Source organism: Lacibacter sp. (genome assembly GCF_035299325.1).
Taxonomy (GTDB): domain Bacteria; phylum Bacteroidota; class Bacteroidia; order Chitinophagales; family Chitinophagaceae; genus Lacibacter.
On record NZ_DATGWT010000004.1, the window covers coordinates 46,187 to 62,561 of the forward strand.

The 16,375-nt window shown below is 39.9% G+C and carries 15 protein-coding genes; 8 read left to right on the forward strand and 7 right to left on the reverse strand.

Going from position 1 to position 16,375, the window contains the following annotated elements; all coding sequences use genetic code 11:
* Window positions 1-36: 36 nt before the first annotated feature.
* The gene (locus VK159_RS01940) at window positions 37-327 is read right to left on the reverse strand and encodes a YtxH domain-containing protein (protein ID WP_324228453.1); all 291 of its coding nucleotides are present in this window, start codon (window positions 325-327) and stop codon (window positions 37-39) included.
* Between the two features lie 137 nt (window positions 328-464).
* Here VK159_RS01940 and recF point away from each other — a divergent pair, with 137 nt between their 5' ends.
* The 3 genes from recF to VK159_RS01955 all read left to right on the forward strand — a co-directional run bounded on the left by recF (window position 465) and on the right by VK159_RS01955 (window position 2,487).
* Window positions 465-1,547 carry a DNA replication/repair protein RecF gene (gene recF, locus VK159_RS01945; protein WP_324228454.1) on the forward strand — a complete coding sequence of 361 codons (1,083 nt, stop codon included), beginning with the start codon at window positions 465-467 and terminating at the stop codon, window positions 1,545-1,547.
* A 17-nt stretch (window positions 1,548-1,564) separates the two neighbouring features.
* Window positions 1,565-1,954, forward strand: coding sequence for a DUF721 domain-containing protein (locus VK159_RS01950; RefSeq protein ID WP_324228455.1), 390 nt, complete (start codon window positions 1,565-1,567; stop codon window positions 1,952-1,954).
* 152 nt (window positions 1,955-2,106) lie between these two features.
* Window positions 2,107-2,487, forward strand: coding sequence for a hypothetical protein (locus VK159_RS01955; protein ID WP_324228456.1), 381 nt, complete (start codon window positions 2,107-2,109; stop codon window positions 2,485-2,487).
* A gap of 96 nt (window positions 2,488-2,583) precedes the next feature.
* Here VK159_RS01955 and VK159_RS01960 read toward each other — a convergent pair whose 3' ends face one another.
* The 4 genes from VK159_RS01960 to VK159_RS01975 all read right to left on the reverse strand — a co-directional run bounded on the left by VK159_RS01960 (window position 2,584) and on the right by VK159_RS01975 (window position 6,522).
* Window positions 2,584-3,600 (reverse strand): proline iminopeptidase-family hydrolase, encoded by a 1,017-nt coding sequence (locus VK159_RS01960; RefSeq protein ID WP_324228457.1) that lies wholly within the window; start codon window positions 3,598-3,600, stop codon window positions 2,584-2,586.
* A 76-nt stretch (window positions 3,601-3,676) separates the two neighbouring features.
* Window positions 3,677-4,726, reverse strand: coding sequence for an ABC transporter permease (locus VK159_RS01965; protein ID WP_324228458.1), 1,050 nt, complete (start codon window positions 4,724-4,726; stop codon window positions 3,677-3,679).
* A 13-nt stretch (window positions 4,727-4,739) separates the two neighbouring features.
* Window positions 4,740-5,849 carry a BT_3928 family protein gene (locus VK159_RS01970; protein ID WP_324228459.1) on the reverse strand — a complete coding sequence of 370 codons (1,110 nt, stop codon included), beginning with the start codon at window positions 5,847-5,849 and terminating at the stop codon, window positions 4,740-4,742.
* Window positions 5,850-5,973: 124 nt separating this feature from the next.
* Window positions 5,974-6,522 (reverse strand): DUF1599 domain-containing protein, encoded by a 549-nt coding sequence (locus VK159_RS01975; RefSeq protein WP_324228460.1) that lies wholly within the window; start codon window positions 6,520-6,522, stop codon window positions 5,974-5,976.
* A gap of 74 nt (window positions 6,523-6,596) precedes the next feature.
* Here VK159_RS01975 and folP point away from each other — a divergent pair, with 74 nt between their 5' ends.
* Complete coding sequence (folP, locus tag VK159_RS01980) at window positions 6,597-7,424, forward strand: dihydropteroate synthase (protein ID WP_324228461.1); 828 nt, start codon at window positions 6,597-6,599, stop codon at window positions 7,422-7,424.
* A gap of 76 nt (window positions 7,425-7,500) precedes the next feature.
* Here folP and VK159_RS01985 read toward each other — a convergent pair whose 3' ends face one another.
* Both VK159_RS01985 and VK159_RS01990 read right to left on the reverse strand, forming a co-directional pair.
* Entirely contained in the window at window positions 7,501-8,469 is a 969-nt protein-coding gene (locus tag VK159_RS01985) for an FKBP-type peptidyl-prolyl cis-trans isomerase (protein WP_324228462.1), read from the reverse strand.
* A 9-nt stretch (window positions 8,470-8,478) separates the two neighbouring features.
* The gene (locus tag VK159_RS01990) at window positions 8,479-9,492 is read right to left on the reverse strand and encodes a DHH family phosphoesterase (protein WP_324228463.1); all 1,014 of its coding nucleotides are present in this window, start codon (window positions 9,490-9,492) and stop codon (window positions 8,479-8,481) included.
* A gap of 282 nt (window positions 9,493-9,774) precedes the next feature.
* Between VK159_RS01990 and VK159_RS01995 the strand changes: the two genes are divergently transcribed.
* The 4 genes from VK159_RS01995 to VK159_RS02010 all read left to right on the forward strand — a co-directional run bounded on the left by VK159_RS01995 (window position 9,775) and on the right by VK159_RS02010 (window position 16,140).
* Window positions 9,775-10,191, forward strand: a complete 417-nt coding sequence (locus tag VK159_RS01995) for a nucleoside-diphosphate kinase (protein WP_324228464.1) — start codon at window positions 9,775-9,777, stop codon at window positions 10,189-10,191.
* 122 nt (window positions 10,192-10,313) lie between these two features.
* Window positions 10,314-12,239: a DUF3857 domain-containing protein gene (locus VK159_RS02000; RefSeq protein ID WP_324228465.1), complete on the forward strand. Its 1,926-nt coding sequence runs from the start codon at window positions 10,314-10,316 to the stop codon at window positions 12,237-12,239.
* A complete protein-coding gene (locus VK159_RS02005) occupies window positions 12,236-14,239 on the forward strand; it encodes a DUF3857 domain-containing protein (protein WP_324228466.1) in 2,004 nt (667 codons plus the stop codon). Before VK159_RS02000 ends, VK159_RS02005 begins: the two co-directional genes overlap by 4 nt.
* Window positions 14,236-16,140, forward strand: coding sequence for a DUF3857 domain-containing protein (locus VK159_RS02010; protein WP_324228467.1), 1,905 nt, complete (start codon window positions 14,236-14,238; stop codon window positions 16,138-16,140). The genes VK159_RS02005 and VK159_RS02010 overlap by 4 nt, the downstream gene beginning before the upstream one ends.
* Window positions 16,141-16,375: the final 235 nt, after the last annotated feature.

Genomic DNA, 16,375 nt, shown 5'->3' on the forward strand with positions numbered 1-16,375 from the left:
GAAAAAAGGCTGCAATCTCTTGCAGCCTGTGGAAGGTTAGTTGCCTGGATTTTTTTTAGCCGGTTCATCATCACCATCAAATTTATCTTTCACTTTGTCCCAAAGACCGGATGCTTTTTCTTTCAGATCGTCTACCACATCCTCGGCCTTATCTTTGAACTCCTCAAACTTGTCCTCGGCTTTGTCTTTCAATTCTTCGAGCTTCTCTTCAGCCTTATCTGCATAAACTGATGCTTTCGCTTTCAGATCCTGCAAAGTATCCTCTGCCTTATCTTTCCAGCCTTGCTTTTCAGTGTCTGTTGCCTGGGTGCTTTTGTTCTCTTCCATCATTGTAAGTTTTATGTTAAAAAAAAGGTGTTGTACAAGTTACAAACAAAAACGGCGATCCGGAGTGAGGTTTTTGTAATGAAAAGGCTCATTGCAAAAAACGTCATCACATCTATCCTCTTCTTATCTTGCAGCCCATGTTCCTGCGGTCAGTCAGTATTACACAGTTCAAAAACTATACCCATCAGCGTTTTGCGTTTGATGAAATGATTGTGGCTGTTACCGGAGCAAACGGGATCGGCAAAACAAATCTCCTCGATGCTATCCACTACCTCTGCTTCACCAAAAGCTACTTCTCAGGAACCGACAGCGCCAATGTGCAACATGGCCTGCAGGGTTTCAGAATTGAAGGGCAGATGCAGGAAGGAAAGGAAGAAACCGGGATCAATATTGTGTTGCGTGAAACAGGGAAAAAGGAGATCAGTTGCAATGCAGTACCCTACGAAAAGTTTTCGCAGCATATCGGTAAATATCCCTGTGTGGTGATTGCGCCCGATGATGTGGAATTGATCATTGGCGGCAGTGAAGAACGCCGTTTGTTTTTAGATTCAATGCTTTCGCAGTTAGATTCAACCTATTTGCAGCAGCTGATCGTTTACAATAAAATCATTCAGCAGCGGAATAGTTTTTTAAAGAACTGTGCACAAACGCAAACAAGAAATGATGCATTGCTTGATGTGCTGGATGAACAATTGCTCAATGCCGGAAATTATATTCACACTAAACGGAAAAACTTTTTACCGGGCTTTAATGAGCAGGTGTTACAGTTTTACCAAACCATTGCAGGTAAAGCAGAGCCCATAAAAGTGAGTTATGAAAGTAAACTGCTTGAACAATCATTTGAAAGTTTGTTGCAGCAATCGAGAGAAAAAGATCACCTGTTGCAACGAAGCACTACCGGTATTCATAAAGACGATCTCCTGTTTTCACTGAATGATGAAGGGTTTAAACAAACAGCTTCGCAAGGACAACGCAAAAGTTTACTCTTCAGTTTAAAACTTGCAGAAGCTGAAGTATTGAAACAACAGAAAGGTTTTGCTCCACTCCTTTTACTGGATGATGTGTTTGAAAAACTGGATGCCATCCGCATGCACAATTTATTGGATTATGTATGTACGCAGTTTGGCGGACAGGTGTTTCTCACCGACCCCCACCCCGATCGCATTGTTACTGCGTTTGAGGCATTAGGTAAAAAGGTGCAGTTGATTGAATTGACATAATCAATAGGCATTTGCCAATGGGCAATTTACAAATCATAACTTCAGACTTACCATTTTACCATTTCTTATTGCCTATTGAATATTGCTTATTGCGCATTGCCAATTCCATTAACTATCTTCGCAGCATGGCTGAAATGAGTATACAGGAAGCAATGGAACAGTTTCTGAAGCAGAGCAAACTCAAGCAACGGGTACGTGCTTTGGAGATAAAAGATGTATGGGCTGAACTCATGGGCAATACCATTGCCAAGTACACGGATGATATTAAACTTGTTAATCAGCAGCTAATCATTACAACAACTGTAGCTCCGCTTAAACAGGAATTATTATATCAAAAAGAAAAGATCCGCAACCGCATTAACGAACTGTTCAATGAACATGCGGTGAAAGAAGTGATTATTAAGTAACGCAATGCCCGGTCGGCCCACTTCTCAGCGTATTGAAACCAATCCTGAAAACTCTCATTCTTTTTGCTGACTCCCATCATGTTTTATTTGGCTGTATTCAGGAAACTTTGATCTGTTAACATGCTTCAGAAACAAATATAAAACTGAATACCATGAGCTATACAGCAGTTCCACATCTTGTAGCCGAACACCAGGATTGGTTAAAGGCAATTGACTTTTATGAAAATGAACTTGATATTCTAGAAAACCGCCTGGCAGAAGTTGCACAAAAGAACACGGGGCTTGATGCAATGAAAGGCGTTGAACATTTTCAGAACCAATTTATCATTCAGCGAAATACCATCGATGAACTACGCCACAATATTAATGAGCACGCTCACAAAGCTATGCTCGACATAAAAGAACATGTAGGCCGTGTTGAATCACAACAGGTGGCAGAACACACAAAAATTAAAGAAGAATTTGAAAGCTTTGAAAAAGTAATAAATGAATTGAGAGATGAGTTTAAACTCTACCTCGTAAAATGGATGTAAATCCATCTTAAAAATACTGGCTGTGCAAATTCGGTCAGCTGTTAATCGTTAAAAGAGCCGCCTTTCCAGGCAGCTCTTGTTTTTTTATAGAGGTGATTAGAATCGTCCTTCGTCCACATCTTTAATAAAATCGATCACACCGGCCATGAACACCTGCTGATCGTCCCACATGGCCAAATGGCTTCCGTTAGGGCAATAAAGATACCTGCCCTTCTGCACCAGTTTACTTTGTTCTTCCATAGCAGCCGGATCCATAGTATCATGTTTTGCACCGATCATGAGCGTCGGTACTTTTATTTCTTTTAATCTTGCTTTAATATCCCAGTTTGCCAAGCGGCCGCCTACGCCAAACTCACTTGGCCCCTGCATCATCGTGTAAATTTCACCGTTCACATGTTTCATGGTACGGTTAAACCCATCCGGCCATTCTTCCAATCTGCACAAATGTTGTTTGTAAAAATTCGGCAACAACAATTCCATGTAACGTGGATTGGAAAAATCTTTTTTTGCTTCAATAGTTCTTATTTCTGCAAGCACAGAAGAATCCATTTGTTTTGCCAATACTTCCTGGGCATACTTTCCGTATTCCGGTGCGCTGGCCATCATGTTTGCCACCAGCAATCCCTTTAGATGTTGTTGATACTTCAGTGCATATTCCATAGCAAGTATACCGCCCCATGAATTCCCGAGTACATAAAAATTACTGCTGTCTGCACCAATTGCCTGGCGCACCTGTTCCACCTCCTCAACAAAACGCTCAGTGGTCCAGAGACTGCTGTCTTTTGGCTGATCACTGTAATAAGAACCCAGTTGATCATACTCATAAAATTCAAAACCTTCTTTTGGGAAAAAACTTTCAAAACATTCCATGTATTCATGCGTCATTGCCGGACCACCATGCAGTAATAAGATTTTGATGCGGGGATTGTTACCAAATCGCTTCGTCCAAACTTTAAATTCACCAACCGGTGTTTTAATCGGGATCATTTTAATACCGGCTGATTGTATACCGCTGTCGCTATAATTAAAATAATCAGCAACAGTTGGAATAGTTGGTTTTTCCTTGCAGGAAAATAACACGAACCCGAACAGAAATAAAATAAGAAATCGCATATTGATTTGGTTTATTTGTTTTATTGAATCCGTCATACGAGAGCATCGGACGATGCTTACCTCGCACTTTGCACTTCTACCCCACCCGCACTCTCGGATCTACCATACCATACAATAGATCCGCAAGAATGTTGATTAAAACAAAAATAAAAGCGCTTAACAGCACGCTGCCCATAACAACCGGGTAGTCTAATTTCTCCAAAGCATCAACCGTTACCTTGCCGATTCCTTTCCAGCCGAAAATATATTCAACAAAGAAAGCGCCTGCCAACAGCTCGGCAAACCAACCTGTAACAGCAGTAATAACAGGATTCAATGCGTTGCGTAAAGCATGCTTCCAGATCACAGTTCGTCGGCTTAAGCCTTTTGCATAAGCTGTGCGTACATAATCCTGGTTCAGCACATCGAGCATGGAGCTTCGTGTAAGTTGTGTAATAATGGCAAGTGGACGGATACCCAAGGTTAATGCAGGTAAGATTAAATTTTGAAGTGTATAATAATGCTCTCCGGTTTGTACATCAATATCAAACCAACTACCGGTCATGTTCAGGCCAGTATATTTGCTCAGCACAAAGCCAAAGAAATAAGCGATCAGAATACCCATGAAGAATGATGGCGCAGAGATACCGATGATACTGCTGAACACAGCTGATGTATCCATCCAGGTATCTTTTTTTACAGCAGCGATCACGCCAAGAAAAACACCTAGCACCGTTGCCAATAACATTGCTGCTAACGCCAGCATGATGGTGCCGGGCAAAGCTTCCATTAATATCTCACCTACTTGTTTTTTTGTTTGATAACTTCTCCGGAGGTAGGGCCACTTAACCGCAAGCTTCTTTTCTCCGCCTATGAACAATCCTTTCAACTGTTTCTTTTCAATCTCTTCTTTACTATGGATAGCAATCGGCGACACATCATTTACATACAAAGCAAACTGTTTCCATTTGGGTTGATCGAGATATAATTCTTTTTTGATGTTGGCGATGGTTGCACTATCGCCGGTTTGCCCCATTACCAACCGTGCAGGATCACCAAAGCCCTGGAACATCCAGAACACAACAGTAACCACGCCCATCAATACGAGCAAGCCATAAAAAAGTTTCCGAAGAAAATAAGTTCCCAAATTGCAGCAGGGTTTATTTCACTTGATCAAAATTTGCAGCACTCCATTTCCCTTCCACTACGGGTCCGTTCATTTTATACAAGGTAGGCACTGCACGTGCAGCTGTTTTAATAGCTGTAACATCGCAAGTGATCAACTGCATCTGACCAAGTATAATATCTGATGCAAGAAAATCTTTCGCAATATCCGGCACACTTGTCACAATGATGAGTTTTTGATTTTTCCCCAGCTTACTCATCTGTTTCACCCACTCATCTTTTGTACTGAGCTTATTGAAGTTTTGGAGGAATAATAAATAATAAGTTCCCTTCTGTTCCAGTATTTCTGAAGAGATGTCTGCGCCATCAGGCGTTTTGAGATCAAAGTCTTTAATCTTTGGTTCGTTGTTCTTTCCTTTCTCAACCAATGTTTGCTTTCGATCAACAAATTTCCATGTACTGTCAGGTAAGTTTTTCATTGAGAACGATTGCTGTTTGCCACCCTTCTCATACACAAATTCATATTCGTATTTGTCAGGCACTGCATCAGCAGGCAATTTTCTCAACTCAAGAATATTGTTTCCCTTTTTGAACGGCAGACAATCAACAACCGGCAAATACTTCAAGGTGTACCACTGAAATACAAATGCCAGCACTGCTGCATCAAAAATGAGGAAGGCATTGATCAGCTCTTTTTTAAACAATGGTTTTATTGTATGACGGTATTTGAAAATGAAACCGATCAACACAAGTAATAAGAGATCTTTCAGAAAAGATTGTTGTGGTGTTAACGGCAAACAATCGCCAAAGCATCCACAGGAAGCAAACTTAGCTGTACCATCTGCATTTTTTGCCAGCCATGCATAACCGGTGAGGAATGTAAAAAAGATGTTGAGTAACAATAACAGCCAGCTGAATAGTTTCATGCGCCAGCCAATGATCACCGCTACACCTGCAATGATCTCGAAGGCATTCATCAACACCGATAGTGTTAAGGTATAATCATGAAAGCCCTGCACACCCCAGGCTTCAAAAAACTCCTGCATCTTATAGCTTAATCCCAACGGATCATTTGCTTTTACCAAACCGGAAAAGATAAACAGAATACCAACGAACCAACGGGAAACTGTAAGCGATTTATTCATGTTGTGAATTGTTGTAGTTAATTGCGAATAGGCAATGGTCAATTAGCAATAATCAAATGGCTATTGGCAAATCAATCTGAAATCGTAAATCTAAAACCCTAAATCATACATCCTACATCAGAAATCATCCCTTGTGCACCCCTTCTTCAATCAGGATCAAACCAAATACTGCATAATTGATAATGTCGTAATAATTGGCATCAATGCCTTCACTCACTAATGTCTTTCCATCATTCTGTAATATCTGGCGAATGCGTTGCAATTTTGCAAGCATCAGGTCAACAAAACTTTCCTGGCTCATCTCACGCCATGCTTCACCATAATCATGATTCTTATCGAGCATCAGCAACTGCGCTTTTGTAATTTTATCGTTGTACAACTCCATTACTTTTTCAACCGATAACTCATCATTTTCACTTGGCGGCAGTTCCAGTTGAATCAAACCCATCACTGCATAGTTCAAGATACCTTTAAATTCAGAAGCAATGGTATCGCCGATCTTTTGTTCCTGCTTTTCCTGGATAGTGCGGATACGCTTTGCCTTGATGTAGATCTGATCAACAATGGAGATAGTACGATACACCCGCCATGAAGTACCATAGTCGCTCGTCTTTTTCTTAAAGATATCCCTGCATTGATTTACTGCCTGCGTATATTGCTCGATCGTATTCATGAACGGTTGAAAATTGTTTCGTTAATTCGTGCTGTACTTGTTGTTTCAAAAACAGCTAAGTTCCCAAAAATACAATGTACACACTCAACTGCAAAGGAAGATTATTGGTGCTGGATAAACCGGTGGTGATGGGTATTCTCAACATTACACCCGATTCGTTTTACAGTGGCAGCCGTATTCAACAAAGTGAGGTATTACAGAAAGCACGGCAAATGATCAATGAAGGCGCTACCATACTTGATATTGGCGGGCAAAGTACCCGGCCAGGCAGCGCTCGTTTAACTGCAGATGAAGAACTGAAACGTGTGCTACCTGCAATTGAAGCTATCAGAAAAGAATTCCCTTCCGTCTTTCTTTCTATCGATACTTTTCACGCAAAAGTGGCCAAAGAAACTGTTGCTGCAGGAATTGATATCGTGAACGACATAAGTGCCGGTGATATGGATACAGCTATGCTTTCAACTGTTGCAGCATTAAAAGTTCCATTCATTGCCATGCATATGCAAGGTACGCCAGACACAATGCAGCAAAATCCCAATTATGAAAACATCACAAAAGAAGTTGTTGATTACTTTATACAGAAAACAACTGCATGCAAAGCAGCTGGTATTGTTGATCTTATTCTTGATCCGGGGTTTGGATTTGGCAAAACCATTTCACACAATTTCCAGCTGCTGAAAAGCATGGAAGCTTTGCAAATTTTCAATGTGCCGATTCTGGCCGGGCTTAGCCGCAAATCAACTATCTGGAAAACACTAGAGATCACTCCGGAAGAAGCACTGAATGGAACGACTGTTTTGAATACCATTGCCCTTACAAAAGGCGCAAGCATACTTCGTGTTCATGATGTAAAAGAAGCAGTGGAAGCAATTACTCTTTACGAAGCTTACAGTCAAGCATAACTGCAAACAAAATTTAGTACATAAAAAAAGGAAACAGTTAAACTGTTTCCTTTTTTCTTATGGGTCAATTAAGTTCTTATTGTTGCCCGTTTGGATTCCCACCCGGAGCTGACGGAGCAGCTGGCTTAGGAGTAGTAACATCAATCAACTCAATTTCAAATACCAGGCTTTCGTTTGCTTTAATTCTGGGAGGTGAACCTTGAGCGCCATAAGCCAATGCAGAAGGGATATAAGCTTTCAACTTACCACCTTTACCGATTTGCTTTACAGCATCCTCAAAACCCGGGATACTTCCTTGCTGACCCAATACAAATGTATAAGGATCCAGGTGACCAAAAGTTGAATCAACATTTGAATCGAACTTAGTACCATCAAAGCTCATACCTGTGTATTTAACAGAAACCTGTTGGCCATCTACAGGTTTTTCAACTGCACCAGGATTTGCAATGGTAACGTAAACGCCCTTTGCAGTTTTTGTTGCAGTGATATTGTTTTTAGCAAGATGGTCGGAAATAATTTTATCATCTTTTTTGATTTGCTCTAATGCACGAACAGAATCTCTTGTTCTTGCTCTTTCCATGATCGCAAGATTTGCTTTGTCAGCATCTTCTTTAGTATCCAATACATCAAGCACTTTAAACGTACTTACAATGAATGCACCTTTCTTGATAAAAGGAGGTAATCCCTGGCCCTGGCTTTGTTTAATGATACTGTCAGTTGACTGACGGATGATCACGCTGTCGCCTTTTGCCATTTGAGCAAAGATGGCATAATAGTCAGGAGGTAATGTTGCAGAATCAAAAGGAACGATCTGGCTGCCGGTGTTTGCAGGATCAGAAAGCAAGGTATCCTTATCACTACCCTTATAACGGGTTTCGCCAAACTGTAATTCGAAGAATTTACCAGCAGATACTTTTTTCCCTTTGCTTCCGGGGATGATTTTATACAGCAAGCCGCCCTTTGTCTTTTTAAAAGAACCGCCACCGCAACTCGCCAGCACCGTTACTGCCAGCAGGGCTACAAAAATTGATTGAATTGTCTTCATTGTTTGTTTTTAAAACGTTTCTAACTGCGATTTATAATTATGAATCACTTCTTTAAAATGCTTGAGGGTTGTATCAAGGCTGTCGTCGGTTTCGCCACCGGCCGCATTGAAATGCCCCCCACCGTTAAAATGGGTGCGGGCAAAAGTATTACAATCAAAGTCACCTTTGCTGCGGAAGCTCCATTTTCTTTTTTCGTCTCGATCTATCACAATGCAGGCCAATTTGATGCCCTGGATGCCAAGCGGGTAATTTACGAGCCCTTCTGTATCGCCGGTTTTTATCTGGTAACGGAGCAAATCCTGCTTTGTAACCCAGATCAACGCCGTGTTTAACTGGTAATCAATCTCCAAACGGTTACTGAGCACATGCCCGATGAAACGGAACCTGTTCTCCAGGAAATTATCATAAATATTTTCGTGAATACTGGTGTGCTCAAGCCCTCTGCGTTTAAAATCAGCCACAATTTCAAATACTGAAGCGCTGGCCGATGCAAAACGGAAGCTGCCTGTATCGCCAATCAGCCCTGCGTAAAGGCATTGCATCATATCCATGTTCAGCTTATCTGCATGACCGCTTTTTACGATAAAATCATACATCATCTCACAGGTGGAACTCTTTGTTACATCGCTCACACCGTAAGCAAATACTTCGGTCTGTGGTTCACGATGATGGTCGATCAACACACGCTGGCCTTTCGCCTCACCCACCACTGTTGCCATCCGTTTCAAACGGTTCAACGCATTGAAATCGAGGCAAAAGATCCAATCTGCCTCATTTATTATTGTATTACTCTTATCGATCGTTATTTCGTAATTCAACACCTTTTCAGAGCCAGGCATCCAGTCGAGGAACGCAGCCCAATTAGTTGGGGAGATCACCTGCACCTGGTGACCTAGCTGAACCAGTAAATGATATAAGCCCAGGGAAGAGCCCATCGCATCGGGATCGGGTTTCTGATGAGTTGTAATAACCACCTTTGCAGGTGTGACCAGTAAAGGGTATAATTCGTTGATTGCTTGCATAACGGCGGTTGCAAATGTAGGGGAAATGAGGGAGTTGAAGCAGTTGAGAAAGAATTAAGGGTAGATAACAAAAGTTCTGGGTTTTAAGTCCTGAGTTGCAGTTGGGAGTTATGGGCAGATAAAATGGATAGGGTCTTAACTTGAATCGTGTGAATTGTTTTGTTGCTTTGGATTTTGGTTTTCTTCTTGCAGCTTGGTTCTTGTATTTCTTGTGCCTTCTGTCTTGTTCCTTGCAGCTTGCTGCTGCTTCCCTATCTTTGCGCCGCAAAAAACAAGATAACCATGAGCAATCGTACGTTTACAATGATCAAGCCCGATGCAATGAAGAACGGTCATGCCGGTGCTATTTTAGACAAAATTATTAAAGCTGGTTTCCGCATCGTAGCGCTTAAGCAAACAAAACTTACTGCAGAAACTGCAGGTGCATTTTATGCAGTTCACAAAGAGCGTCCTTTTTACGGAGAGTTGGTTGAGTTTATGAGCAGTGGTGTTATTATCGCAGCTATTCTTGAAAAAGACAATGCTGTTTCCGATTTCCGCACACTTATTGGCGCAACAGATCCTGCAAAAGCAGATGAAGGAACGATCAGAAAATTATATGCAACATCAGTTGGTGAGAATGCTGTGCATGGAAGTGACAGTGATGATAATGCAAAAATTGAAGGAAGCTTTTTCTTCAGTGGATTAGAGCAGTATTAACACTGAATTTTTCAACTAAGTATTCCCTCTTATTCATTAAAAATAAGAGGGAATTTTTTATGTAGATAGGGGATTTACTAGTAATTGTTTTTTATTATTGTGTTGCCTAAAACTCTATCAACATGAAAAGCATCATTGTATTGTTGCTGTTAGTTACCCTACATTCTCAAACCTCAGCCCAGAAACTTCCATCATTCGGAAAAATTGACAAAGAAGAATTTAAATCAAAGGAATGCAGCTATGATAAAGAAGCAATAGCTGAATACCTGCTTGATATTGCAGAAGTGCGTTATTACTTTACATCATCTGATTTCGTAAATGAAACTACTACCCGTATACGCATTAAGATACTGAATGAAAAAGCAATTGAACTTGCAAATGTGCGATTGCCTTATTACAGTGTTGGTAACCGTCAACGTATCCGCAACATCGAAGGACAAACATTTAATTTAAATGCAAATGGTGAAGTGGAAGTAACAAAGCTGGAGAAGAAATCGGTGATGGAACAAAAACTCGGAAGCGAATCGGAGATGATGGTGTTTACATTGCCGAATGTAAAAGTGGGCAGTATTATTGAATACCGTTACGAAGACAGCAAACGTAATTATATTGAAATTGAAGACTGGGTATTTCAACGCTCATTACCCGTTCGCTACAGCGAATACAATGTAGAAATACCAAAAGAGCTTGAGTTTACTTACATGATAAAACGATCGTTGCCGGTTAAAGAAACTACTGAAGGCATCAACCAAACCAAACGTTTTATCATGACTAATATTCCGGGTCTCGACAGAGAACCTTTCATGAGCAGTTCAAAAGATTATTTGCAGCGTATCGATTTTCAATTGAGATCAATTAATGGTCAGCCAAGAATGACCACCTGGGCAAAGCTCACTGAACAAGTACTCGAATCGGAAAGCTTCGGATTACAGATTAAGAAGAACGTTTATAAAAACACTCCATTACCAGGCGAACTAAAAACAATAACAGATCCATATCAAAAACTTGTAACCATTCTCAACTATGTAAAGAAAGAAGTAACATGGAATGGCAAATCATCTATATGGACAGATGAAGGCATTAAGAATGCTGTTGATAAACACAGTGGCAACAGTGCCGATATGAACCTGCTGCTTGTAAGTTTACTTCGTGATGCAGGATTAAAAGCATATCCTGTTCTGGTAAGCACAAGAACCAATGGGAAAGTAAATGCTACCTATCCATTCCTTTACCAGTTCAATGATGTGTATGTATATACCGAGATCAACCAAACTCCCTATGTAATTGATGCAACCAATTACAGCAACCCTCCTTTTTTAATTCCTTGGGATGTGCAATTCACAGAAGGCTTTCTTGTTGACCAGGAACTGGCACAGTTTATACCATTGGGTGATGTAAAGCATCGTTTCAGGTTAGTGGCTTCTATTCTTGGAGAAATTACACCCGATGGAAAAGTAAACGGAAGCGCCAATATAGTTGCCTATGAGTATGCAAAAAATGAACGGCTGTCAACTTTGCGTAAAGGTGAAAAAAATTACCTCGAAGAATATTTTACCAAACCATATCCTGATTTCAAATTCGATTCGCTTACATATAAAAATGAAAAAAATGACAGCTTGCCCTTAGAAAACCTTGTTCAGTTTCAAGGCAGCCTTTCCAGCAGCGGCGACTATTTATTTTACTCTCCTAACTTCTTAATGGAACTGGAGAAAAACGAATTCATTTCTGACAAACGTTTTACTGATATTGAATTTGGCTATATGCAGTATTACAATATGTTCACTACACTACGTTTCCCGCAAGGTTTTGAACTGGAAGAACTGCCAAAAAATATCCGCATGATTTTACCTGATACCAGTATTTCGCTTCAACGTTTTGTCAGCAAGAATGATAACAGCATTTCTATGCGTTATACCCTTGAAATAAAACGCCCCACTTATTATGCCGATGAATACCTCGACTTCAAAGCATTTTACGCCAAATTGTTTGAAATGCTGAATGAACAAATTGTATTCAAAAGAAAAACAATGCCTGCGCCTAAACCATGACCAAACTCCTTTTTCTCTTATTTTTTATTGGAGGGCAGTCTTTCACATGGTTGCAATCACAGCTTCATCATGTTGCTCGTATCAGAATGAAATGCATGATTTTGTTGATGCTGTTTTTTAGTTTTTACAACCAAACGTCGGCACAAAAAATTCCGTCTTTCGGGAAACTTGACAAAGAGGAATTTGCTATAAAGGAATGCAGTTACGACAAAGAGGCAATTGCAGAGTTTTTAATTGATATGGCAGAAGTACGTTATTACGTAACTGGTAGTACTTTCCTGAATGAGACCACTAATCGAATACGTATTAAAATACTGAATGAAAAAGCGCTGGAACTCGCAAACGTGCGCATTGGTTTTTATAGTAAAGATGGCTGGGAATATATTCGTGCAATTGAAGGATACACTTACAACCTAAACACAAACGGTGAAGTGGAGGAAACCAAGCTGGAAAAAAAATCTATACTTACCCAGCGTGTGGATGAAAATGTGGAGATGATGGTATTTTCAATGCCTAACGTTAAAATAGGAAGCATCATTGAATACCGTTACGAGCACACAAGGCGCAACTACTATGAAATTGAAGATTGGGTATTTCAACGCCCTTACCCGGTTCGTTACAGTGAATACAACGTGGAAATACCATCAAGATTTGACCTTGTTTATCACATTCGAAATACTCTCCCTGTTCAGGATACCACAGAAGACAAAATTAAACGCTTTGTAATGAAAGAAATTCCCGGGCTTTCCAAGGAACCTTTCATGAGCAGTTCAAAAGATTATCTGCAACGTATAGACTTTCAACATCGTTCCCTTTATAGACAGTCACTGGAAACCTCTTGGGAAAAACTGTTATCTCTGCTACTTAAAGACGAATCCTATAGCCAAAAGCTAAAAAAGAGTGTTTACAAAAACACAAACCTTTCGAACGAATTAGAAAAGCTCAGCAATCCGATCGATCAACTGAACTGCATTGTAAACTATGTAAAACGGGAAGTGACCTGGAATGGAAAAACATCAATGTGGGTACAGGAAGGAATTAACAATGTGCTAGACAAACACTATGGCAATAGTGCCGACATGAATCTACTACTCACAAGCCTGTTGAAAGAAACAGGTTTTAAAGCGTACCCGGTTTTGGTTAGTACCCGAAACCATGGGAAAGTGGACACTAGTAAACCTTTTCTTCACCAGTTTAACGATGTATATGTATACACCGAAACAAACGGGAATCCGCATATTATTGACGTTACCAACTCAACCAATCCAGTTACTCAAGTTCCTTGGGACGTTCAGTTTACAGAAGGCTTACTGGTTGACGAAAAAATGGCACAGTTTATAAACCTTGGCGATTTAAAACACCGATTTAAACTTACTACTTCAGTTTTGGCCGACATTAAAGATGACGGAAAGATTACAGGTTCTGCAAGCATTCTTGCATTTGAATATGCCAAATCTGAACGCTTGCAATCATTACGGCAAAGTGAGAAGAAATACCTGTCGGATTATTTTAACACACCCCATCCTAATTTTAAATTCGATTCGCTGAAATACAAGAACAACGAAATCGACAGTTTACCCCTTGAGAATGTTATACAATTCAGCGGGAACTTAAACAGCAGTGGTAATTATCTGTTTTACTCTCCCAATTTTCTAATTGAACTTGAGAAGAACGAATTCATTTCCGATAAACGTTTTACTGATATTGAATTTGGATATACCCAGTATTACAACATGTTCACCACACTTCGTTTTCCCCAGGAATTTGAACTGGAAGAACTGCCAAAGAATACCCGAATGATAATGCCCGATACCAGTATTTCGCTTCAAAGGATTGTAAGTAAGAATGAGAATAGTATTTCCATGCGTTATACGCTGGAAATAAAACGCCCCACTTATTATACCGATGAATATCCAGCCTTCAAAACATTTTACGCCAAACTGTTTGAAATACTGAATGAACAAATTGTATTCAAAAGAAAAACAATACCTAAGCCATGAGAAAACTGAAAGCTCTGCTCGTTTTTATTTTAGTATGTGTAACCGGATGGTCGCAATCCCTCCTTAATTACTCCTCATTAACCTTGCCAGACAGCTTAAAGAAAGATGCTGATGCTGTTTATCATTTAGACGAAACTGTATATGAAATAGAATCACCATCTAAGATGACAATGAAAACGCATAACATTGTCACTGTTCTTACCAAAGAGGGGTTACCACGGCATTCAGTTGTGCGTATAGGAGTTGATAAACTACATAAGCTTGATGAAATAACCGTTAAAGTTTACAACGATTTAGGTATTGAAGTATCCCGTTTCAAAAAAAAGGATTTCAAACTGGAAGGCTCTTTCGATGGCATTTCAATTGCTACTGATAACAAACTATACGAACTTGATTTTCCTGTACCAGGCACACCTTGTACCATTGAAACAGAATACAAACTTGACTTCGAAGCAGTTCTTGATATTCAACCCTGGTTTTTTGGCAGCACCACTGAATCATTTAAAAAAAGTCGCTTGGTCATAAAATCAGCAGTTCCCATTAAATACAAGGCTTATAATTTTAAAGGCGAACCCATCGTAACAACAGAGGGTAAAAAAACAATCTACACATGGGAGATGTCTAACGGCCCCGTACAAAAAAATGAAGTTTCATCCTACGGCTCCTGGGTTTCGATTCCCTGGGTTGATGTATCACCTGTTCAATTCAGTTATGATGGCTACCCCGGTTCATTGGAAAACTGGAAGGAATTTGGCAAATGGACTTATCCTTTTTATGAAGAAACAAATCCCTTCAAACCCGAACGTGTTGAGTTTTTTAAGTCATTAATTAAAGATGCAACTACTGAACAGGAAAAAATTGCTACCCTTTACAGCTATATGCAAAAAGAATTTCGCTATGTAAGTATCCAATTCGGTATTGGCGGCTTTAAGCCTTTTCCTGTTTCCTTTGCCGAACAAAAGAAATATGGCGATTGCAAAGGTTTAACGCATTACATGAAAAATATGTTGCAGGCAGTAGGCATTCGTTCGCATGCAGCACTTATTAATGCCGGCACAAACGAATATCCGGTTGATCCTTCATTTGCTTCAAGCATTTTTAACCATGTAATACTTTGTGTACCTCTTAAGAATGATACAGTGTGGCTTGAATGTACAAGCAAACAAACGCTGCCTGGTATGCTTGGCAACTTTACTGAAAACAGAAATGCCTTGTTGCTTACTGAAAATGGCGGAGTACTAACTAAAACACCAAGCAGTAAAAGCATATTCAACAAGTGGATATCTGCTACCGATGCAGATTTATTTGACGACGGCTCTGCAATACTTACCAGCAAATTATTTGTATCGGGTGAATTCTGGCAATATGTAGATGCTTATGTAAACGGACAAACAAAAGAAGATACAAAAAGAGCTTTGGTAAATGCATTTGGCTACAAAGCACCCGATGATCTCGAAGTAAAAATTCTTTCTGATTCGGCCGACGGTCATTTGGTTGAAATAAAATTAGCATACAACCAGTTTTATGATTTCAAAGCAGGAAGTAAGCATTTCTACCCGCTTCGTCAATATAAATTAAACGATGAAAGCATTAAGCCTGCTGAAACACGAAAGCATGACTTTCTCTTTGATTATCCCTATATCAAAACAGACCATATAACATACAAACTGCCTGAAGGCTTTTTAACAGAAACCGTACCTCCGGTAAAAGAGATCAGGAACGATTTTATTAAATACCAGAACAGCATTCAGCTGAATGAAACAAAAACAAAGCTCAGCGTTGCAACAGAACTGCAGCTGCACAAACACATTGTACCACCCGATAAGTTTAATGAAGTGGCTAACAGTTTTGAAGCCATTAAAAAAGATGAAGGACAAAAGATCGTTCTGAAAAAAGGATAAAAGAAAGCCCCCGTAAACCGGGGGCTTTTACTTGTATGCAGTTGGTAAAGGTTCCTTAGAAAGAATAATATCTTATTTATAAGCTGTGATGACGATACTCAAGATCAGCGCCAATGAAAAGAATACAATGAACAAAGCAAACGGAACATCTTTACGTGTGTAAAACGGGATTGTTTTTTCAAAGCGTTTCATAGAAAATGGTTTTTAATAGTTAAAGAGGTGTTCTAAGATAACG